Origin of the sequence: Aeromonas sp. FDAARGOS 1414, assembly GCF_019047065.1 — a bacterium.
Classification (GTDB): Bacteria; Pseudomonadota; Gammaproteobacteria; order Enterobacterales; family Aeromonadaceae; genus Aeromonas; species Aeromonas veronii_A.
Genome location: NZ_CP077210.1, coordinates 2845740 through 2866905 on the forward strand (window position 1 = coordinate 2845740; position 21166 = coordinate 2866905).

Annotated in this window: 21 protein-coding genes; 13 read left to right on the plus strand and 8 right to left on the minus strand. The window is 56.9% G+C overall.

What is annotated here, in order from left to right; translation table 11 throughout:
* Positions 1-23: 23 nt before the first annotated feature.
* The 4 genes from I6L44_RS12650 to I6L44_RS12665 all read right to left on the minus strand — a co-directional run bounded on the left by I6L44_RS12650 (position 24) and on the right by I6L44_RS12665 (position 3398).
* The gene (locus tag I6L44_RS12650) at positions 24-1130 is read right to left on the minus strand and encodes a 1-acyl-sn-glycerol-3-phosphate acyltransferase (protein WP_042084524.1); all 1107 of its coding nucleotides are present in this window, start codon (positions 1128-1130) and stop codon (positions 24-26) included.
* Between the two features lie 130 nt (positions 1131-1260).
* Complete coding sequence (locus tag I6L44_RS12655; protein WP_216952007.1) at positions 1261-1959, minus strand: aspartate/glutamate racemase family protein; 699 nt, start codon at positions 1957-1959, stop codon at positions 1261-1263.
* A 126-nt stretch (positions 1960-2085) separates the two neighbouring features.
* A complete protein-coding gene (locus I6L44_RS12660) occupies positions 2086-2676 on the minus strand; it encodes a LysE family translocator (RefSeq protein ID WP_088868534.1) in 591 nt (196 codons plus the stop codon).
* Positions 2677-2801: 125 nt separating this feature from the next.
* Positions 2802-3398: a LysE family translocator gene (locus I6L44_RS12665; RefSeq protein WP_216952008.1), complete on the minus strand. Its 597-nt coding sequence runs from the start codon at positions 3396-3398 to the stop codon at positions 2802-2804.
* Positions 3399-3514: 116 nt separating this feature from the next.
* Here I6L44_RS12665 and I6L44_RS12670 point away from each other — a divergent pair, with 116 nt between their 5' ends.
* From I6L44_RS12670 to I6L44_RS12680, 3 genes are all read left to right on the plus strand, one after another.
* Entirely contained in the window at positions 3515-4891 is a 1377-nt protein-coding gene (locus I6L44_RS12670) for a PLP-dependent aminotransferase family protein (protein WP_216952009.1), read from the plus strand.
* A gap of 54 nt (positions 4892-4945) precedes the next feature.
* Complete coding sequence (locus I6L44_RS12675; protein WP_216952010.1) at positions 4946-5413, plus strand: hypothetical protein; 468 nt, start codon at positions 4946-4948, stop codon at positions 5411-5413.
* A 125-nt stretch (positions 5414-5538) separates the two neighbouring features.
* Positions 5539-7200 carry a hypothetical protein gene (locus I6L44_RS12680; RefSeq protein ID WP_216952011.1) on the plus strand — a complete coding sequence of 554 codons (1662 nt, stop codon included), beginning with the start codon at positions 5539-5541 and terminating at the stop codon, positions 7198-7200.
* Positions 7201-7352: 152 nt separating this feature from the next.
* Here the strand turns inward: I6L44_RS12680 and I6L44_RS12685 are convergent, their stop codons facing one another.
* Complete coding sequence (locus I6L44_RS12685; protein ID WP_216952012.1) at positions 7353-7766, minus strand: CBS domain-containing protein; 414 nt, start codon at positions 7764-7766, stop codon at positions 7353-7355.
* Between the two features lie 154 nt (positions 7767-7920).
* Here I6L44_RS12685 and I6L44_RS12690 point away from each other — a divergent pair, with 154 nt between their 5' ends.
* The 5 genes from I6L44_RS12690 to I6L44_RS12710 all read left to right on the plus strand — a co-directional run bounded on the left by I6L44_RS12690 (position 7921) and on the right by I6L44_RS12710 (position 15119).
* Entirely contained in the window at positions 7921-9831 is a 1911-nt protein-coding gene (locus tag I6L44_RS12690; RefSeq protein WP_216952013.1) for an ABC transporter ATP-binding protein, read from the plus strand.
* Positions 9824-10285, plus strand: coding sequence for a DUF2390 domain-containing protein (locus tag I6L44_RS12695; protein WP_005343337.1), 462 nt, complete (start codon positions 9824-9826; stop codon positions 10283-10285). Before I6L44_RS12690 ends, I6L44_RS12695 begins: the two co-directional genes overlap by 8 nt.
* The gene (locus I6L44_RS12700; RefSeq protein ID WP_216952014.1) at positions 10279-11133 is read left to right on the plus strand and encodes a 23S rRNA (adenine(2030)-N(6))-methyltransferase RlmJ; all 855 of its coding nucleotides are present in this window, start codon (positions 10279-10281) and stop codon (positions 11131-11133) included. The genes I6L44_RS12695 and I6L44_RS12700 overlap by 7 nt, the downstream gene beginning before the upstream one ends.
* Positions 11134-11855: 722 nt before the next feature.
* A complete protein-coding gene (locus I6L44_RS12705; protein WP_201995639.1) occupies positions 11856-12485 on the plus strand; it encodes a hypothetical protein in 630 nt (209 codons plus the stop codon).
* Positions 12486-12635: 150 nt separating this feature from the next.
* Positions 12636-15119 carry a hypothetical protein gene (locus I6L44_RS12710; RefSeq protein ID WP_216952015.1) on the plus strand — a complete coding sequence of 828 codons (2484 nt, stop codon included), beginning with the start codon at positions 12636-12638 and terminating at the stop codon, positions 15117-15119.
* 262 nt (positions 15120-15381) lie between these two features.
* Here I6L44_RS12710 and I6L44_RS12715 read toward each other — a convergent pair whose 3' ends face one another.
* Together I6L44_RS12715 and I6L44_RS12720 are read right to left on the minus strand one after the other, a co-directional pair.
* Positions 15382-15588: a hypothetical protein gene (locus I6L44_RS12715; protein WP_201995637.1), complete on the minus strand. Its 207-nt coding sequence runs from the start codon at positions 15586-15588 to the stop codon at positions 15382-15384.
* 218 nt (positions 15589-15806) lie between these two features.
* A complete protein-coding gene (locus I6L44_RS12720) occupies positions 15807-16013 on the minus strand; it encodes a hypothetical protein (protein ID WP_005354562.1) in 207 nt (68 codons plus the stop codon).
* Positions 16014-16204: 191 nt separating this feature from the next.
* Here I6L44_RS12720 and I6L44_RS12725 point away from each other — a divergent pair, with 191 nt between their 5' ends.
* Both I6L44_RS12725 and I6L44_RS12730 read left to right on the plus strand, forming a co-directional pair.
* Positions 16205-16570, plus strand: coding sequence for a DUF2061 domain-containing protein (locus tag I6L44_RS12725; RefSeq protein WP_042084552.1), 366 nt, complete (start codon positions 16205-16207; stop codon positions 16568-16570).
* Between the two features lie 185 nt (positions 16571-16755).
* Positions 16756-17352, plus strand: a complete 597-nt coding sequence (locus I6L44_RS12730) for an MliC family protein (RefSeq protein ID WP_216952016.1) — start codon at positions 16756-16758, stop codon at positions 17350-17352.
* A 38-nt stretch (positions 17353-17390) separates the two neighbouring features.
* On the opposite strand, the gene I6L44_RS12735 is transcribed toward I6L44_RS12730, so the two are convergent.
* Entirely contained in the window at positions 17391-18566 is a 1176-nt protein-coding gene (locus tag I6L44_RS12735; protein ID WP_216952017.1) for a retropepsin-like aspartic protease, read from the minus strand.
* Positions 18567-19289: 723 nt separating this feature from the next.
* Between I6L44_RS12735 and I6L44_RS12740 the strand changes: the two genes are divergently transcribed.
* The 3 genes from I6L44_RS12740 (at position 19290) to I6L44_RS12750 (ending at position 21099) form a co-directional block, all read left to right on the plus strand.
* On the plus strand, positions 19290-19886 hold the full coding sequence (locus tag I6L44_RS12740; protein ID WP_216952018.1) for a hypothetical protein: 597 nt from the start codon (positions 19290-19292) through the stop codon (positions 19884-19886).
* A 105-nt stretch (positions 19887-19991) separates the two neighbouring features.
* Positions 19992-20330 (plus strand): hypothetical protein, encoded by a 339-nt coding sequence (locus tag I6L44_RS12745; RefSeq protein WP_152564640.1) that lies wholly within the window; start codon positions 19992-19994, stop codon positions 20328-20330.
* 166 nt (positions 20331-20496) lie between these two features.
* Entirely contained in the window at positions 20497-21099 is a 603-nt protein-coding gene (locus tag I6L44_RS12750) for a hypothetical protein (protein WP_216952019.1), read from the plus strand.
* Positions 21100-21166: the final 67 nt, after the last annotated feature.

Consider the following 21166-nt stretch of genomic DNA (forward strand, 5'->3'; position numbering starts at 1 on the left):
AACCGTTTAACAACCGGTTTCATTCAAGCCTTTTGGGCATTTTCCACCGGTTTGGCGTACATGGCCCGCCAGATCGCCTTGTGCTCTTCCGGCACCTCTGACTGACGGGTCAGGAAGGCCGCCTGCTCGATGGTATTGGCCTTGCCGGAGACATCTGCCGCCAGATAGTTGCTGGGGAAGAGGTGGTAGCTACTCCAGATCGCCTTGTCGATCAGCGCGGCCAGTTCGTCCGGATCGCTGAATCCTTCGGTGATCGGCGCACCGAAGGAGACGTGTACCCGCCCCTTCATGCCGACGATACCGGCGACGATACTCTCGATATCCTCGAACTCGCCCTTCTCATAGCTGCCGTTGACCGACTTCTCGTAGAGCTCGCGCGCCTTCGCCTTGTCGGTCGGGTCCAGCTCGTAGCTGATGCTGACCGGCACGATATTGAGGCTGCGCATGTAGTCGACGAAGTCGATCTTCTGCTTCTTGCCGTCGACGTAGAACATCTTGAGGATGGCGGGATCTGTCTTGTCATCGCCATTCTTGGCGCGTCCTTCCTTCTGGGCAATCCAGATGGAGTGACCTTCGTGAACCGAATTGCCGATATAGGCAGACAGCTCGCCGAGCGCCTTCATCATCTCCCGCGGCCCCTTGGCGGAGCGTTTGACGATAAAGCTCTTGTTGAGCTTCATCAGCTCGGTGGCGCAGGGTTTGCGCAGCAGATTGTCACCGATGGCGATGCGCACGGTATCGAAACCGTGGGTGTGCAGCCCCCAGTTGACGAACGCCGGATCCATGGCGATGTCTCTGTGGTTGGAGACAAACAGATAGCCCTGCTCTTTCTTCAGATGCTCGATCCCGGAGAAGGTCACCCCCTTGGTGGAGGTGGCGATCATGCGGGACATGTACCGGGTGACCCCCATCTGGACCTGATGCACTGTGGTCACTTTTGACCATTTGCGGCGCAGGAACAGGCGGATCATCGGGCGAATGGCCCAACCCAGCCAGCTCATCAGGGAACCGAAACGATACTTGGCGATGGCGCCGATAAATTCATCATCCTGGATCAGCCGTTCGATGGCTGCCGGCACTTCTTCATCGCGGTAGGGGCGAATATCCGCGAATCTATCTACTTCAGTCACAATGTCAGCCTTGCATGCTAGGAAACCGCAGCCAACCCGCGTTGGCCGGGGAAAATTCAGGGCGCAATTTTACACGCTTTTATGGCAAGGGGTATGAGACAAGCATGAATAGTGAGATCTGACCAGTTTATTAATCAGCTGCCAGTGCCAGCGCGACCGCCGCTTCAGCATGGATGGCAGTGGTGTCGTAGAGCGGCACCGCCGCCCGGGCATCCCCCACCAGCAGGGCAATCTCGGTGCAGCCAAGGATCACCGCCTCGGCACCCGCGGCCGCCAGCCCCTCGATAATGGCCAGATACTCGGCCCGCGACGATTCGCGGATCTCCCCCAGACAGAGCTCGTCATAAATGATCCTGTGTACCCGCTCCCGCCCGGCCTCATCGGGTACCAGCACCGCCAACCCGAAGCGATCCTGCAAGCGCCCCTTGTAAAAATCCTGCTCCATGGTGAAGCGGGTACCGAGCAGGCCGACCCGGGTTATCCCGTCCGCCCGCAATTTGGCCGCGGTGGCATCGGCGATATGGAGCAGCGGGATATCGATGGCGGCCTCAATCTCGGGGGCCACCTTGTGCATGGTGTTGGTGCCGATCAGCAAGAAATCGGCGCCGCCATCCTGCAACTTGCGCGCCTCCGCCGCCAGCAGACGGGCGGTAGCGGGCCAGTCACCGGCATGCTGCAACCGCTCGATACCGGCAAAGTCGACGCTATTGAGCAGCACCCGCGCCGAGTGCAAACCGCCAAGCTGCGCACGCACCCCGCGATTGAGCGCCTGATAGTAACTGACGGTGGACTCCCAGCTCATGCCACCCAACAGACCGATACATTTCATAGGAACTCCTTTCATCCCAAGGGAGGGCAGAACCACGCCACCTTGCAGGCAAGGCCACGCGGACGATATAAAAAAGGCCCCGCAGGGCCAACAAGACAGCCGGTAAAGGCCCGGGCCAACCCCGGGCTAAATCCAGATCATCGCGACACAGGCGGCCGTCGCCAGCCCCATGCCGAGATTGAAACGCCGCCAACCCCGGGCAGTGCGGATGATTTGCCGCACCTGGGCACCAAAAAGCACCCAGAACGCCCCGGTGTAGAGGCCGGTAATAAAGAAGATCACCAACACCCAGAGCGCGGAGGGCCAGTAAGCCTCCCCCGCCAGAGTGAAACCGCTGATGGCGGAGAGCGCCATCATCCATGCCTTGGGATTGAGCAGTTGCAGCATGGCCCCCTGATGAGCGGGAATGAGCGGACGGTTGCCCTCGGCCGGGCCGCTGGCGGTCGCCACCTTCCACGCCAGCCAGAGCAGATAGGCCGAACCGATAAGCTTGAGGCCGTCGTGCAGCAGCGGCACCTTCTCGAACACCACGCCAAGCCCCAGCGCGGTAGCGAGGATCATCAGATTGATCCCCCCGACCACCCCAACCAGCAGGGGAATCGTGCGACGAAAACCCTGCGCCGCCCCGGCGCTGGTGAGCAACATATTGTTGGGCCCAGGCGTGCCGCAGGTAACCAGGGCAAACCCCGCCAGGGGCAGTAACCAGTTCAGATCCATCTCAACCTCTTGTCGATGCAACGCCCCCGTTATGGGGAAAGCCTTCTAATATGCAGAGCCAACCCCTTGGCGACAAGTCAGAAATGCCTCTTTCTCGGCCACCTCCCCCATCAGCGCAACACGACTCAATACCAGAGCATCACCACGCAGAGCGCCGTCAGCAGACCGAGAGAACCGTTGAGTCGCCGCCAGCCCCGATCCGAGCTGATCCAGTTGCTCAGCTGATGGCCGAACAGTACCCAGACAAAGCAGACCGGCAGGGCCACCAGCACAAACATAACCATCACTGCCAGCTGACTCGACCAGTAACTGGCGCCGGGCAGGCTGAACAGACTGATGGCGGAGATCCCCATCATCCACGCCTTGGGATTGAGGAACTGAAAGCCCAGCCCCTCCAGCATGGTTAGCGGACGGGCGCACCGGGCCGGATCCCCCGGCGCCCCGGCCACCGCGATACGCCACGCCAGCCAGAGCAGATAGAGGCTGCCGAAGATCTGCAAACCGAGGCGCAACAAGGGCCAGCGCTCGAACAGCGGATAGAGCCCCAGCGCCAGCACCAGTTGCAGCACCGGCTGCCCCAACCCCACCCCGAGCAGATGTGGCAGGGTGCGGCGCACCCCGAAGTTGGCGCCGGAGGCCGTCAGCATCAGGTTGTTGGGCCCCGGCGTACCGCAGGTGAGTACGGCAAAACCGAACAGGGTGACATACCACTCCATCGTCATATTGTGACTCCTTACTTGCCACATTGTATCGATACAATGTGTGCTATTTGGTTGTTATCAGGTTGAAATTCACGCTATATTGACAACAAATTTTGATCAATGGATTTATTGTCACCGTGACAATCTGGACACCCGACCTTGCGGCCTTCGATGGCCCCCTCTACCTCAAGCTGGTCAAAGCGATCGAACAGGGGATCGCGAATGGCGAGCTGCCACCGCAGACCCGATTGCCTACCCACAGATCCCTGGCGGATCGCCTAGGCGTCACCGTCGGCACCGTCACCCGCGCCTACAGCGAGGCGGAGCGGCGCGGCCTGCTGGCCGCCCGGGTGGGCCACGGCACCTGGGTCAAGGGAGCGAACACAGATCCCGCCAATGAGTGGGTGATCCGCCAGGAGGAGGGGCACCGCATCGAGCTGTGGCAGAACCTGCCGGTGCAGCTGGATCGGGCGGCCATCATTCGCCCCATGCTGGGGGAAGTGGCGGACGGGGATCTCAACGCCCTGCTCGGCTACGACAAGGAGGCGGGACGACCGGATCAGCGCCAGCAGTTCGTCAACTGGCTGGCGGAGCAAGGGGTAGCCTGCAGTGAGGATCGCCTGCTGTTCAGCCACGGCGCCCAGCACGGCATCATGCTGGCGCTGCTGGCTACCCAGTGCGTGGGGGAGACCATCCTGTGCGAGGGGCTGAGCTACCCCGGTATGCTGGGCAACGCCCGCCAGCTGAAGAATCAGGTGGTGGGGCTCGCGATGGACGAGGAGGGGCTGCTGCCCGAAGCGCTGGACGCCGCCTGCCGCACCCGCCGGGCCAAGCTGCTCTACCTCACGCCAACCCTGCAAAACCCCACCACCGCCATTATGAGTCTGGCGCGGCGGGAGGCCATCGTCGCCATCGCCCGTCGCCACGATCTGCTGATCATCGAGGATGACGTCAACGGCCTGCTGCCCCAGCAACCGGTGATCCCTCTGGTCAATCTGGCGCCGGAGCGGGTCATCTATCTGGGCAGTCTGGCCAAGATCGCCTGCGGCGGCCTGCGGGTCGGCTTCGTGCTGACGCCCCCTGCCCTGCGCAGCGCCTTCGCCCAGACCATGCGGCTGTCGAGCTGGATGGTGAGCCCGCTGCTGATCGAGCTCGCCTGCAAAATGGTCAGTCAGCGCCAGATCATGCCGCTGGTCGAGCAGCAGCGGGAGATCCTCAAACGCCGCGGCGAACTGCTGCGCCACCTGCTGCCTGCCGCCCGCTGGCAGCCGGGCAGCATGCACGCCTGGCTGCCGCTGCCGGAGCCCTGGCGCAGCCAGCAGTTTGCCGCTGCCGCCGATGCCCTTGACGTTGGCGTGGCGAGCGGGGAACACTTCGCCGCCGGTCAGTTTGCCGCTCCGCAGGGGGTGCGCCTGAGCCTGAGCCAACCCGCCACCGACGCCCGGGTCGGCGAGGGGCTGGCCCGTCTGGCCCAACTGCTGCAGGGGACGCCCCCCAGCAATCCCCTGCTATAGTCAGGGCCAACCGACCTGACCTTCACGCTTCATCGTCATAGCCAAGGAGATGCCGTGCCCCCCATCAGAGCCGCCCTGCTGCTTGCCACCCTGTTGCTGGGTGGCTGTGCCTCGTCAACGACCCACCAGCAGCTGGGGGCCGCGCTCAATGGACTGGAAGGGGAGTTGCAACAGCTGGAAGAGGAGCTGGCGGCGATGAACGGCCTGCACTATCAAAAGGCGATCGATGCGCCGCTCAGTTTGCGCCGCGCACTCGGGGCGCCGCAGCCCACCCCAGAGGGGCTGGTGCCGGTGGCCAGCAAGCTGGAAGATGGGCCACTCCTGCGCTATCAATACCGACTGCCAGCGGGGATGGCGAGCCTACCTCAGGACAACCTCTGCCAGCGCTACGAGTTCGAGCTGCGCCATCTGGGCCGCCTCGGCAAGCTCGAAGTCAGCTGGCAAGGGAAACTAGGGAGTGGTTCACACCTGATCCGTCAAACAGAGTGTGTCTTTCTCACCGGGGTACATGGCTCCCGGTAACCACCTATAGTGCCCTCTCCCTTCCCGCGCTGACTACTGTCACTTTTCCTCCCTCCGCAGAGTTGTCGCTATGTTCCTCTTGGGTCTACTCTGATCTACTCGTGGAGTATTGAAAGGACGCGTGCATGACGATACTGCTGCTCGAAGAGGATCCCCTGCTCCGTAGCGCCATCACCAGAGAACTGACCGAACAGGGTATTCCTGCTGAACGGATCCACCACCACAGCCATCCGGGTCAGGAACGCAGCGGTCTGCTCACCCTGCTGCAACAACAGCCATTCGATGCCATTGTCTGCCAGCAAAATAGAAAACTGGGCCATGACGGCGCCCGCCTGCTGCATGAGGCACACTACCTCGGCCTGCTGCAACCCGCCTGCGTCCTGTTGTTGCTGGATGCGGACCAGAACGAGCAGGATTTTCTCCCCTCGGACCTCTACTTCTCCCTCCATCTGCCACTCCCCTTCATGGCAGGAGAGCTCACGACTGTGCTCAAGCAGTTGGCACAACTGAGCAAAATGACCCACACCCTCGCCCCTCCGGCCCTGCTGCGGGAGTGGAAACTGGCGACCGCACTCTGTGAAGACCTGCTCTATCAACGGGACAACCGCCCCCTTGCCCCCTGGCTGGATCGGTTCAAGGGCTACCTGCTGCTGCAATCCAGCGAACAGCTCACTGCCGCTCAGCATTATGCCCTCTGCGCCAACGAGTATCGGGCAAGCTGGCCAAGGGTCGGACTGTTTTACGCCATGTTGGGATTGGGCAAACTGCAGAGTGCCGAAACTGACTTGCAGCGTCATCAGGCCATATTGCCGACCGCCACCCGACTGGAGCTGCAACTCGCCAGCCAGCTGCACCAACATCAGTGGCAGGCAGCCTGGGAGACCATGGTGCAGCTGCAGCAAGTCCGCCCTCATCAACCACGCTGGCATCAGCTGGCCATGATTCTGGGACTGTTACAGCAAGACGAGAGGAAGGTACTGGAACAAGCCAGCACCCTGAATCTTCACTATTTCAGTGAGCTGCGCGTCCGGTTGGCCATCGACCACTTCATGATCAATGCCATGCTGGCGGTACTGTGGCATGCACCGTCCAGCAACCGGATCCGCTCCCTGAAACAGGAGTGGACCCACCTGCAGCGAACAGTGAACCTGCCTCCCCAGGAGTACGAGCTGCTGCAAGCACTGATGCAGGGACTGGATTACTGCTTCGACGAGGCGTTGATCCTGATCGCCCACCATCAACCCAACCAGGCGAGCGAGAACCATCTCACCCTGTTGTTGGGCTTTGCCGTCTGTCAGTTTTGTGGCCTGCCCCATCATGCCCAGCGTTATCTCGCCCAACTGGCACACTACCGTGACCGTGTCGCGCCCCACCCACTGACCCGTAAACTGTTTCACCATCTGCTAACGGAACTGGGCCAACGGTTGACGACGCGGGAGCAGCGCCTGACCAGCTTGCGCCAGACCCGCCATCAGGGGATACAAAAAGGTGATTATCAACTGGCTCTGCAGGCCGGCTTGCAGTTGCTGGAGGAGTTCCCTGCCCTGCCCGGCGATGCCTGGCAATTGCTGGAACTGCTGCAACACAGCTGGCCGACGGGCATGGCTGCCCCTAAGGTAGCGCTGCTGGTCGATACCCTGGAGCGGCGCCTCAAGCACAGCCCTGCGTTTCTGGATCAACATGCCCAGCAGTACCAGCGTACTCTGCAGGAGATCCGCACCCACTTGCAGCCGCACCTCTCCGGCAGTGGCCCATCCAGCCTGGCCAAGGGGCCCCCGGAGTCATGATGAAGCAGCAGGGGGTGCACTTACCTGCGCCACCAGCCACCACATAGAGAGAGGGGAGCCTTGGCTCCCCTCTATTCATTTCGTGTACCCTTATGGCCCTCAAGGACGGGCACAAGCAGCTACGGTGACAGATGACTGTTATGTACCTGGGCTCAGCCCAGCGCGTCACTCTCCAGCGCCGCCTTGAGAAAATCTTTCCAGCTGATGATGCCGACCAGGGCGTCATTCTCCAGCACCGGCAGGCAGGAGACCCCCTTCTCCAGCATCAGCTTGACGCCGTCGCGCACGGTGAGATGGGGAGCGATGGTGACGAGCTGACGACTCATGATCTGGTGGGCCCGCTTGTTGAGGGTTTCGGTATCGCGGCTCATCTCGGCTTCGGAGTCGAGATAGGGGCTGATGGCGCGGAACAGATCCCGATCCGAGATGACCCCCACCAGCTCCTCCTCTTCCAGCACCAGCAGGTGGCGAAAGTGTGCCTGCTCGAAGATATCCCTGATGACTCGGAGTCGATCATCCATTGAAACGGTGGCGACCCGGGTCGTCATAATATCCCTGATATGCATGCTAACCTCCCGTAACCAACCTGGTTTCTCTGTTATGGCATGTTTTTGCAGTGCCAGCCAGTGGCCAACCCTTCGCTACAGTGCAAATCAGCGTCATTTCACGTAAGATCCGCGCCAGTTTTTCTCCTCCATTTTGAGCAAGCAGATCCCACCCATGATAGTTGCCAGTCAAATCGAACTGATCCGCGGCGGCCGCAAGCTGCTGGACAACGCCTCCGCCACCATTCACCCCGGCCACAAAGTGGGTCTGGTGGGCAAAAACGGCTGTGGCAAGTCCACCTTTTTTGCACTGGTACGGGGCGAGCTGGCCATCGACAGCGGCACCTTCAGCCTGCCCGCTGGCTGGCAGATTGCAGGCGTCGCGCAGGAGACTCCGGCGCTCGACTGCTCCGCGCTCGAGTACGTGATCGACGGCGACAAGGAGTTCCGCTCGCTGGAAGCCCAGCTGGTGCAAGCCGAGCAGGATGACAATGGTCTGCTGGTGGCCGAGCTGCACGGCAAGCTCGACACCATCGGCGCCTACAGCATTCGCGCCCGCGCCGCCGAGCTGCTGCACGGCCTCGGTTTCAGCGACGAGCAGTTGAGCTCGCCGGTGCGCAGCTTCTCCGGTGGCTGGCGCATGCGCCTCAACCTCGCCCAGGCGCTGCTCTGCCGCTCCGATCTGCTGCTGCTCGATGAACCGACCAACCACCTGGATCTCGATGCGGTGATCTGGCTGGAGAAGTGGCTCAAGGGCTATCAGGGCACGCTGGTGCTCATCTCTCACGACCGCGATTTCCTCGATTCGGTCATCAGCCGCATCATCCATATCGAGAACGGCAAGCTCAACGAATACACCGGCGGCTACTCCGACTTCGAACTGCAGCGCGCCGAACATCTGGCCCAGCAGCAGTCCATGTACGAGAAGCAGCAGCGGGAGATGTCCCACATGCAGGCGTATGTGGATCGCTTCCGCTACAAGGCCTCCAAGGCCCGTCAGGCCCAGAGCCGCTTGAAAGCGATGGAGCGGATGGAGAAGATCCTGCCCGCCCACGCCGACTCGGAGTTCAGCTTCGAGTTTCGCGAGCCGTCGGCCCTGCCGACCCCGCTCATCGCCATGGAGAACCTCTCTGCCGGTTACGGCGACAAGGTGATCCTCGAGAAGATCAAACTCAATCTGGTACCGGGTTCGCGCATCGGTCTGCTCGGTCGCAACGGCGCCGGTAAGTCCACCTTTATCAAGATGCTGTCGGGCTCCAACCCACCGCTGTCGGGCAAGCTCGAAGTGAGCGCCGGGGTGAGCATCGGCTACTTCGCCCAGCATCAGCTGGAGACCCTGCGTCTCGACGACTCCCCGCTCGATCATCTGGCCCGCCTCGCGCCAGACAAGACCGAGCAGGAGCTGCGCAACTATCTGGGCAGCTTCGGCTTCCACGGTGACAAGGCGCTCGACAAGGTAGCCCCCTTCTCCGGCGGCGAAAAAGCGCGACTGGTGCTGGCGCTGATCACTTGGCAAAAACCCAACCTCCTGCTGCTCGATGAACCGACCAACCACCTGGATCTGGAGATGCGCCACGCCCTGACCATGGCGCTGCAAGGCTTCGAAGGGGCCATGGTAGTGGTCTCCCACGACCGTCACCTGCTGCGCACCACTACAGATGACTTCTATCTGGTGCACGGTGGCCGGGTCGAGCCGTTCGACGGCGATCTGGACGACTATCACAAGTGGCTCGGCGAGCAGGAGAAAGAGGCCAACGCCAAACCGGCCGATGGCCCGGTCTCCGCCAACTCGGCAGTGGCACGCAAGGATCAGAAACGGCGCGAGGCGGAGTTTCGGCAAGCGACCCGTCCCCTGCGCCAGAAGCTGGAAAAGCTCGAAGCGAGCATGGAGAAGCTGCAGGGCAAGCTTGGCGACATCGAGAGCCAACTGGCCGACCCCGCCATCTACGAAGAGAGCGCTAAAACCAAGCTCTCCGAGCTGCTCAAATCCCAGGGCCCCCTCAAGGAGCAGCTGGAAGAAGTTGAGCTGGAGTGGATGAGCCTCTCCGAAGAGCTGGAAACCATGGAGCAAGCCTTCTTTGCGTGACGAACAGCTGATGGCCAGCGAGCGGGTCGCGGTCCACGAATTACCGACGCCGATCGGCTTCTGGCACTGGAGCGGCAAGGTCTATGGTGAGCGCAGCCAGGATTGGCTCACCGTGCAGGAGCAGGGGGGCAACGTCAATCTGGCGCTGCTGCTGCACCGGCTCGATCAACTCGGCATCGTGGTCGATCTGACCGACCTGCAACCGGCGTTGGTGCAGACCGAGGCGGTGCTAACCCCGTGGCGCGCCCTGCGCCAGAGCGCCAAGACGCGACTCGACGAGCAGCAGTATCAGTCGATGCTGGCCCACGAGCTGGAGCTGGAGCGGCTGCAACAGGGCGTCCTGTTGCAGACCCTGCGCAGCCTCTCCCTGTTTCGCGGAAACAGCCGCAATTTGTTGAACTATCTATCGTTACTGGGTGCCCAGCAGGGCCCCCTCAGAGATCTAATATGCTGAGCTACCGCCACGCCTTTCACGCCGGCAACCATGCCGACGTGCTGAAACACGCCGTTCAGGCCCTGATCATCGAGTCCCTCAAGAAGAAGGAGAAACCCTTCATCGTGCTGGACACCCATGCCGGTGGCGGTCTCTACGACCTGCGCGGTGACTGGTCCCAGAAGAAGGCCGAGTATGCCGACGGCATCGGCCGCCTGTGGGACGAGCGGGCCCAGTGGTCTGCCATGGCCCCCTATCTCGGCGTTATCGAGGAGATGAACCAGAACGGTGAGCTGCACTACTACCCCGGCTCGCCGGAGCTCTCCCGTCGCCTCACCCGCGAGCAGGACAAGCTGGCGCTGATGGAGCTGCACAACAACGAGGTCGAAGATCTGCGCGCCAACATGGGCTATGACCCCCGCGTCGCCGTGCACCACCGTGACGGCTTCGAGGGGCTGATCGCCCTGCTGCCGCCGACCCCGCGCCGCGGGCTGGTGCTGATCGACCCGCCCTATGAGCTCAAGGAAGATTACTTCGCCGTGGTCGACACCCTGAAAAAGGCGCAGAAACGCTGGGCCACCGGCATCTACGCCCTCTGGTATCCGATCCTCGGGCAGGAGGCGGACAAATCCCGCGACATGCTGCGAGCCATCAAGCGGGAGAACTTCGGCAACGTGCTGGTGGCCGAGCTGGAAGTGGCCGGTCAGACTGCCGACTGGGGCATGAACGGCTCAGGCATGCTGATCATCAGCCCGCCCTGGATGCTGGACGAGCAGATTGAAGCCTTCTTGAAGCCCCTCTGCGCCAAGCTGGCGCAGGGTGCAGGCGCCCAGTACAAGGTCGAGTGGCTCCACAAGGTCGCAGAGTAGGCCCGCACCAGCTCGCTCTGGCGCCCGGCCAAGGCGTCAGCGAGTCGCTCACCCAAGCCGTTCACAGTGGCGGCATGGCCAGCAAAGAGAAGCCCCGTTCAGGGGCTTCTTGTTTTTTACCCGCTACCGCTTTACCCACCAACCCTTTTCCCCACTAACTGTTTTCCTTACCAATGGCAGCACCCGCCCCATCTGCATACCAGATCAGTCGTTATTGACTAATTAGTCGATCTAGCTCAGAAATCGGCCATCTGGTCCTTTCCCTCCGCCTGCCCGCCGCTAATATACCCGATTGGCAACAAAGCCTCGTAGGAGTCACCCCATGAGCCATGCCAACCCCATCCCGTTGGTTAAACGCAGCAGACTGGAGGCTGAAATTCAGGGGCGGTAGCCATGCCAGATGGAATGGATAAGCGAGAGTTGCCTACGACCCACTCAACATGGTGACGGCCCCATTTTTATTTCTGACCTGCTCATGCTGGCGTGATCTTACGGCGCTTGCCAAGAGTGCGCTGAGAACTGATTTTTCATACAGTAGTAACGGTGGCGTAAAAAGAGGAAGTCAAGCGAATACACCTATTACGAAAAGTAAGCTGGTAACATTATGATGTAATGATGCTTTTAACTCGACGGCGGTGAAGATGTTACGGAGTTATATGAAATTCTCTGCTAACGGATTAATGCCGCCTTCCATCTAATCACTGTTATGCGAAAGGATACATATGTCAGACAAATTAACGAACAATGAGAAAAGAGATCTTGTGCTTCAAGCAGGAATGCAGCTGGTACCATATGTTGGCGGACCGATGGCATCTCTTTATTTTGGAACAAAGCAAGAAAAACGCTTTAAACGTCTAGAGTCTTTCTATCAAGAGTTAGCGCAAGAAGTTGAGCGAATGCGAGATTCTGTTCAGACAATGGAAAAGCAAGACCCCATTGCACTAGAAGCAATAATGGAATCTTTACATGAAAAGGTTGAGGTTGAGCCAACTCACGAAAAGCGTCAGTTTTTCAAAAATTACTTCAAAAACACTCTAAAAAGCCCTATTACTAATAACTATGATGAGCGAAAGTATTTTCTTGATTCTTTAGGAGATATGTCTCTTCTAGAGTGCGAAATATTGGCATTTATTAAAACACAACCTCAACAAACTCAAGTAGGTGCCATTAATAAGCCTGGAGTTGACCAATATGCAATAGTCGGAGCAATAGGTCGCTTAAAATCCAGAGGCTTTTTAGTTGCAGCGCAAGGTTCATTTTCTATAGGTGGTGGTGCAGATAACTCTCTACAAGAATTGGTCACAATTTCACCATATGGCCAACGCTTTTGCTCATTCTGCTTAATCGCATAACAAATTGCTGCACACGGATAAATTACTCGCTGCGCTCCTAATTTCCCGGTGAGCAAAGCGTTATGTGCACGTAGGATGATGATTAAAACTTCTATCTTGAAGTGCAACCAGAATAATTAATGGTTTTATTTTTTACGGTTTGGGGGAAAGATGCTGCATCTCTTGTTAGGGTTGGTCGTGCTGGTTGTCGGCATTGTCTTGTTGAAAAAACTGTTCAAATTCATAGTGGTAGTTGCCGGCGGCGTACTGGGTATGGTCGCTGCGGTGTTCATGGGGCCTGCCGCCTTGCTGGCGATTCTGCTGGAAAAGTTCGCCAACGCCCTGCGACTCAAGCTGGTTATGCCTTACCTGATGCTGAGTGGTTTCAGCCTGCTGGTTGGCTGGGTCTACCTGGAAGGGCGTTACTACGGGCTGCAGGATTCGGGCTTTGGCTACTACCGCAACCTGATCACGCTGTTGCTGGCGCTGGCGGTCATCGGTGCGGTGTTCAAAACCCGCGGGCTCAATGCAATCAACGCCAATCAGATCCTGCTGCTCAAGAAAGAGCGGCAAGGCTGGGCGCTGTTCCATGCCGCCCTGTTGCTGACCCTGTGCGCCATCATCTCACCCTGGATTGCCGCCGCGATCGAGCCACTGAACGGCCTGCAAGCTTGGCTGGGCGGTGCTTACTGGGTGGCTGCCTTGCTGGTACAACTGTACGCCCTGATGGACAGCCACGAACGCCGAACCTTCTGCACCCAGGCGTTTGCCGCACTGTCCGAAACCGAGCAACTCAACGCCCGGGAACACTGTAAAACGCTGGCCGATGAGCATCACTTGGATCAGGCCGATGCCGAGGCGCTGTATCAGGGCTGCATCGTCCTGCTGATCGAGCGGGGCGTGCTGCACGAGTACGAGATTCTGTCTGACCCCTGGGTCTTCAAGGCCGAGTGGGACGCGCACAACCGCCGGCGTATCGAACATATGATCAACCCATCGGCCCGCCTGGATCTGGATGCCGTGGTACAACTGATCGGCCAGACCTACCGCCTGAATCAAGAACAGGCCCGGGATTTTCTCGAATTCAGCGCAGGGCTGGGCGTGATCTACGGCATTGGCACCGACGCCTTCTTCGTTCCGCTGAAACAGCTCGACAACATCAGGGTATGCACCTCCTGCGGGCACGCCGAAGAGGGCCACGTGCCTGAGCAGGGTGAATGGTTCTGCTCCAGCACCTGCCGCGAAACCGAAAACCTGTGCCTGGAAATCAAAGACAAGCCCTATAAGGACTTTCTCGACAGCGCCGCCACCAGTGGTTTTGTGCTGATGGCCGGTGGCGCGGCGCTGGATGCCAACCACAAATTGTTCGCCACCGGCGGCCAGGGCCACGGCTTTGCCGCTGAAAACGCCAACCATCGGATCGACAAGCTGATGATGAAAAAGGCGGAACTTGTTGGCGGCGACAATGCCAAGAACGGCGCAGACCGCCTGGTCGATGGCGCCAGCCTGCAAACCAAATACTGCCAAACCGCCGCACGTAGCGTTGGGGCCGGGTTCGACGGGCAGAATGGCAGCTACAAATACCTGGACGCCCAGGGCAAGCCCATGCAGATCGAGGTGCCCAAGGACCAGTACGAACTAGCCGTGGAAACCATGAAAAACAAGATCAAGGACGGCAAGGTCCCGGGCGTCAGCGACCCCGAGCAGGCCAAAGACTTGGTGGTCAAAGGGCATCTGACCTACGACCAGGCCAAGAACATCACCAAGTTCGGTACCCTTGAATCGGTCACCTATGACATCGCCGAAGGGGCGATTGTTGGCGCGGTGGCCGGCGGCATCAGCTTTGCCCTGAGCGCCTGCGTCTACTACGCCTCCACTGGTGACAAGAAGCAGGCACTCAAGGTCGCCGCCATCCAGGGCGGCAAAACCTTCGGCAAAAGCCTGACCGTGTACGTTGGCGCCCAACAGCTCAACCGGGTCGCCGTGGTGCAGAAGGTGCTGAGCAAGATCGACGTCTCAGCGCTGTCGCACAGCAAACGCAGCCTGCTGCAAAAAGGCTTTGGCGTCAGCTCCAAGAACAGCCTCAACAAAGCCCTGCGCGGCACCGTGATCACCTCCATCGTGCTGATCGCCGTCACTACCGGCCCGGATATGGTCAAGATGGTCCGCGGCCGAATCTCCAAGGCCCAGTTCATCAAGAACCTCGCGGTGGTGTCGTCCGGCATTGCCGGTGGCACCATCGGCTCAATTGCCGGCGGCATCGTATTCAGCCCATTTGGCCCAGTCTCTGCCATGCTCGGCCGCACCGCAGGCGGCATCATCGGTGGGGTGATTTCCTCGGTCATTACCAACAAGATCGCCGGCAAGCTCATGGAAGAAGACCGCGTGCGGATGCTCAAGCTGGTACAGCGCCAGCTCGAATATCTGGCTGTAAGCTTTATGCTGACCAAGGACGAACTACAAAACTTGAACAATAACCTGGATGAAATCCTACAGCCTAAAACCCTGGAAATCATCCACGCGGCTAAATCTGAACAACGGGCTATGGCCAACTTCATCCTAAAACCGGTTGTGGTCAGCGTGGTCAAGCAGCGACCAGCTTTGCAGTATGATGGAAATGAGATTTTCTTGGCGTGTGAAGAAATTGTTGCGTAACTGCTAAGGAATAAGCACATGACAAATCAATGAACTTCGCGCCTTCGGCGCCGGACGCAGCAAAGCTGCGCCAAACAAATCTAAACAAATCTGGGACACCCACCTTTTTGAGCAAGGCGTAGCATACCCCGAACCCAAAAGATGGGTGTCCAAGGTCTTCTCCCGCCCCTACGGCGCTCACCGAGTTAAAAAGCAAAAGCCCCATCACGGGGCTTTTGCTATTGGTGCGGCCGGTGTGTGCAGCAGCCTGAACCAGCACGCCCTATGAGCGGGCGGGCAGATCCTGTTTCAGCGCAACCAGCAACAGGGCCAGCGGGCCAAAGGGCGGAAACAGACAGAGTAGGGAGCAGATAAGGGTGACCAGCGCCGGATGCTCGCTCTTGCGGCGCGCCAGTCGCCAGGCGATGACGCCGACGATGACCATCAGCAACGCAATGAACTGGCCAAGCAGGGTGGCATTGATATTCATGAAAGATCCTTTTTCATGGGCAAGTGTGAAAAATCTGGGACACCCACCTTTTTGAGCAAGGCGTTGCATAGCCCTAACCCAAAAGATGAACCCAAAAGATGAACCCAAAAGATGGGTGTCCAAGGTCTTCTGCTCACCGAGTTAAAAAGCAAAAGCCCCATCACGGGGCTTTTGCTATTGGTGCAGCCGGTGTATGCGGCAGCCTGAACCAGCGCGCCCTATGAACGGGCGGGCAGATCCTGTTTCAGCGCAACCAGCAACAGGGCCAGCAGGCCAAAGGGCGGAAACAGACAGAGCAGGGAGCAGATCAGGGTGATCAGCGCCGGATGCTCGCTCTTGCGGCGCGCCAGTCGCCAGGCGATGACGCCGACGATGACCATCAGCAACGCAATGAACTGGCCAAGCAGGGTGGCATTGATATTCATGAAAGATCCTTTTTCATGGGCAAGTGTGAAGAAGCTGTACTTTATCGCCTTGGTTGCGATTGGCAACCGCTGAACCACACCGGCCACTCGCCCGTTGATAGGTTCTCTCTATTCTGGCAATAGATGAGAATAGTTTTCATTTAATCTCATTTCGGCGGATACTCTCATCATCAACAGAGGGAGCCGCCATCATGAAAAAGACCATCAGCTTTGCCATCCTGCACTTCGGTGTCGCCTTTACCGTGGCCTACCTGCTGACCGGTGAGCTGCTGACCGCCAGCCTGATCGCCCTGATCGAGCCCGCCGTCAACACGGTCGCCTTCTACTTTCATGACCTTGGCTGGCACAAGCTCAAGCCAAATCACAGCCTGCAGGCCAAGACCAGCAGCTTCGCGGTGGTCCACTTCTCGGTGGCCTTCGGGGTGGCCTTCCTGCTGAGCGGCGAGCTGCTCACCGGCGGCGTGATGGCGATGATCGAACCGGCCATCAACACCGTGGTGTTCTTCTTCCACGAGCGGCTGTGGCGCGCCCGCAGTCAGCAACTGGCGCTGGCCTGATCAACCGGGCAACCCGCCTCCCCCTTTATCGCGGCCACAAAAAACCCGACATTCCGGCGAGGAGTGTCGGGTTTTTCCGTTTGGCAGCCATTCAGCAGCGCAAGTACGCTCGGCTCCCCTGCTGCATTGCCCTGTAGAGTGTGCTGTAGTAGGCAGATATGCCCTCTCATTGCTGGAATCTATCGATGAACAAGACCTTGTTTGCCACCCTGCTGTTTGCCCCTCTACTGGCCAGCGCCGCAGCCCCTTCCTTTGACTGCACCAAAGCCTCCGGGTCGGTCGAAACCCTGATCTGCAAGGATGCCGGACTGGCCGCCCTTGATAACGAACTGGCGGCCCTCTACCCCAAGGCGATTGCTGCGCTCTCTCCTGAGCAGCTCAAGACCGAGCGCGCCATGCAGCGCGGCTGGATCAAGGGGCGTAACGACTGCTGGAAGGGGCAAGATCTGCGCCAGTGTGTGGAGGATAACTACCTGCTGCGGATCACCGAACTGCAGATCAGCGGCGGCCAGCTGATGGTGCCGGCACCGGTCAACTACAAGTGCGGCAAGAACGTCACTCTCTCTACCTACTTCTATAACGATGCCAAGCTGCCCGCAGCGGTGATCAACCTGAGCGAGGGTGACAAGCAGCAACAAGTGCTCGCCTATGAAGCCCCCAGCGCCAGCGGCGCCCGTTATGAAGGGCAAAACCTCACCTTCTTCACCAAAGGGGACGACGCCACGCTGGAGCGTTACGGCCAGCCAACCCTCACCTGCATGGAAAATCCAACCAAGGGCTGAGGCTCATAGGGGCGGCTCGTCTTGCCGCCCCACCTTGACTAGATAGCGATATCCAGCGGTTTTCCTTCCCGCACAATCCGCAACTTGAGCGACCCCGGCTTGCTGGTGCTGAGCAGTTCACGCACCTTGTCGATATCGAGGGGACGATAAGCCACCCCGTTGATCTGTTCCAGAATGTCGCCGTTGACCAGACCATAGGGGGCAAGATCCCGTTCGTCGCTGTAGTAGACCTGCAGATGCTCGCCATCAAAACGCACTCCGATATTGCGCAGGGTTGGCGGCACTTTGCGCGCCAGGCTGTCAGCGTCGTAGCAGATCATCATCCGCCCGGGCATGATCGCAAAGCGATTGAAGCGGTTAACAAAATCCAGCCCCAGACCATACTGCTCATTGCTGTTTTCCGACACGCGCAGCTCACCGAGCTGGCGCTCATCAAAGTGCAGACCGGTGAGGATATGTTCACGCCCCTCCACCATACCGCTGGCATCCACCCCTTTGCGTGGCGTGGCATCTTCGCCAAAGATCGCCTTCTGGCTGGCCATAAAGTCGATAAAGGCATGGTCGGCATAGCTCTGATCAGCCCCGGTATCCAGATACATGCGCACGCTGCTCTCGCCGTGGGTCAGATACACGGCCGGGGAGCGGTTGTAGCTGTCTTCATAGCCGATGCAACGCTCGAAGGTGGCTGCCGACGGTGCCGTCAGCGAAGCTATGAGCTGATGCTTGTCGCGATCAAACACCCAGTTGAAACGGCGGATGGTGTCGATCCCGAGGATGCCATCGATACGGCTGCCGAGAGACTGGGAGAAGAGATCGAAATCAATAGTTGCCCATAGCTCGCTGTCATCAATGGTGACCGACCCCACCGAGAAGGGCTGCGGCTCAACAAAACCAAGCTGCTCGCTGCCCAGTTGGCTCGAAACGCTGTTCACAGTGGCAAAATCAGCCTGATAGGCCCTGGGCAATTCGCTTAAGGTCAGCGCCTTGAAGCGGCTGGCCAGACGACGATCGATAAAGGTGATACTGGCCCCGGTATCGAGCAAAAACTGGTACTGCTCACCTGCGATGGTGACGGGGATCAGGGGGGCACTTTCGTAATGCACTGTCAGCACCGGGCCGGGTGCATTGCGCTTGGTGGATGAATCCGGGGCTGTGCAGCCTTGGACGACGAACAGGGCCAACATGGCCAGCGCCACTTTGAACTGCGACTTCATAACTCTCCTTCCCGATAGCAGATGCCCCCGCGACGCCACCACATAATGCTATCTTGTTGATTTATAGATAAATAAGCTATTTCAGCGGGGGATATGGACAATAACAAAGAGTTTTATGCTGGTTCAAGCCAGATATGACCATGAATATTCTATGGTGATAGTTCAAGAATGGTTGTTCACGCTATCTCGGCGCGTCATCAATCGCGGGTGACATTTGATTAATTTATTGATCTTGCACAGAAAATCTCAATGTTGAGCTTTCTCTCCACAGCGCCATGGTTAATATTGCCATTTGGCAACAATTGCCTCGTCGGAGTCTCCCATGAGCCATGCCAACCCCATCCCGTTGGTGAAACGCAGCAGACTGGAAGCTGAAATTCAGGGGCGGTAGCCATGCCGGATGGAATGGATAAGCGAGAGTTGCCTTCGACCCACTGAAAATGGTGACGACCTCATTTTTATTTCTGACCTGCTCACACAGGCGTGATTTGGCGGTGCTTTCCATGAGGAGCCCATGCACTTTTAACACAGGGGCAATATATGGCGCAAAAAGTAAGTCAAGCTAATACGCTCCGATACCAGAAGTGAGTTGGTAATATTATTATTTAATGATGACTTTTGCTTGGCGGCGATGAAGATGTTACAGAGTTATATAGTGCTCTGCTAACGGATTAGTGTCGCCTTCCATATGATTACTGCTATATTGTTTTTGGAGCTCAGCGTTTGGATATTGATGACATAATTGATTTAACTCGTAGAATTATCTCTGACCATTCTTGTAATGTTGACAATGATGATGAGCTTTATCCCATCGTATCTGTAGCTACGAGTGATGCCTACAACTCAATCATTGACAGTTTTTACCTATTAGAAGACACCCAATTAGCCAAACATTCGTTCTTAGAACGAAATCAGTCACTATCGTTTGGCGAGTTGTATTTGTACTTCTATGGAGTTCTTAATGCTATTTATATGCAACAGCAAGCTATGCTAGTTATTCTCAGAAAAATGGCTATAGAGTTTGACTTAAGCGAAATCCAGGATTGTTTAGTCTTTGATATTCGAAACAGTTTTGCTGCTCATAGCGCAAATCGAGGTGGTAGACAGCTCAAAGAACATAGCTTTATTTTAGACCGTCATTCTCTTCTGCAAAGTAAGCTGAAAGGTTACTCTGCCAATCATGAAAGCGGATTTCTATCTCATGATACGGATGCTTCAACTTTGATTTCAGAATGGGATAAAGTACTTTCCAAGTATCTAGCGTACATATTGACAGTTGTTAAAGAGAACTACGAAGCCAAAATACAACAAAATATTTAAGAATGATTCCTTACGTTCTGGTTTCGCTTCTTTCACAGAATGGCAAATACACATCACACCTTAATTTTGCGTTAGGCAAATCAAATTCTAAAACAGGATATATTAATGAAAATCAGAACATTATTTATTTTTTTCGCTATATTAATAGGTGTTCCACAGGTCTCTTATTCACAATACTCAGATATTCCTAAGCTTACAGAACATGAAAGTTATTCAAATGTCCGAGAGAAAATGATAAAGGCTGGCTGGAAGCCTTATACTAGCAACGAAGCAGATACTTGTCTTAAAGGTGACTCGCGTTGTGAAGGTAGGCCGGAAATGTTGGCTTGTGCAGGAACAGGAATGGCTAACTGTAAATTTACTTGGGAAAAACAAGACAACATAATAGCAATATGCACTGTAGGCGAAGATGCGAAATTTGAAGATATGTGTTCCTACCCATAAACCAACAAAATTCAATAAATATGCCAAACAAACTCCTCAATGGGACTGTCAACGCGTGGCTTTTCCAGTCCTATTAAGTCGCGGTGGTTACGGTTGTTATGTTTGAGTTTAGCGTTATGCGTTGCCAGCCCCTTAGGCAGGCGTTAGACATTTTAAGGAGTCATGATTGAGTAAAGCTATTGATTGGGGCATGGAAGTAGCGAATATTAGCAATGAGCTTTCTGATGCAGGTGTTCCGGGAGTTGGTCTGCTAGGTAAGTTTGCACAGAGTTTTTATAATGATTACCTCAATAAAAGGTTTGAAAGTTTTTGCAACAAAGCTGAAGTAGATGAAGAATTAATAAATAAAATTTCTGTGAACGAAGACTATTCGAACTGCTTTTACGCTACTCTTGAAACAGTACGTCAAACTCACTCTCAATTGGGTGTCAAAGCATTAGCTCTAATTTACAAAGATCATTGGAACGATCCGGATTTTTTGATTCCAGTTATGAGAGCATTTAATCAAGTAAGCAATCTAACACTTCTTGCTTTCATGGAACTGTACGAGAGTATTGATGCAGGAAAGGATTACTTGGAACTGAAAGTTATACAAGATGGTGAAAAACAGTTTCACCCTCGATACAACGAAGCTGTCGAGTTGATCTACAGAAACTTTTTTGTACAAAGTGTATCTGCATCAATGGTTGAAAATGGTCCAATGCAAGGAATGAAATGGCATCATACAGACGCGTATTATGATTATTGTGTCATGGCAAAAAATGTCTAACAAAGTATTTAAGAAGGATTCGCAACGCTTGGTAAATTTCGTTTAATTTCAGCTTTAGCCCATAGGT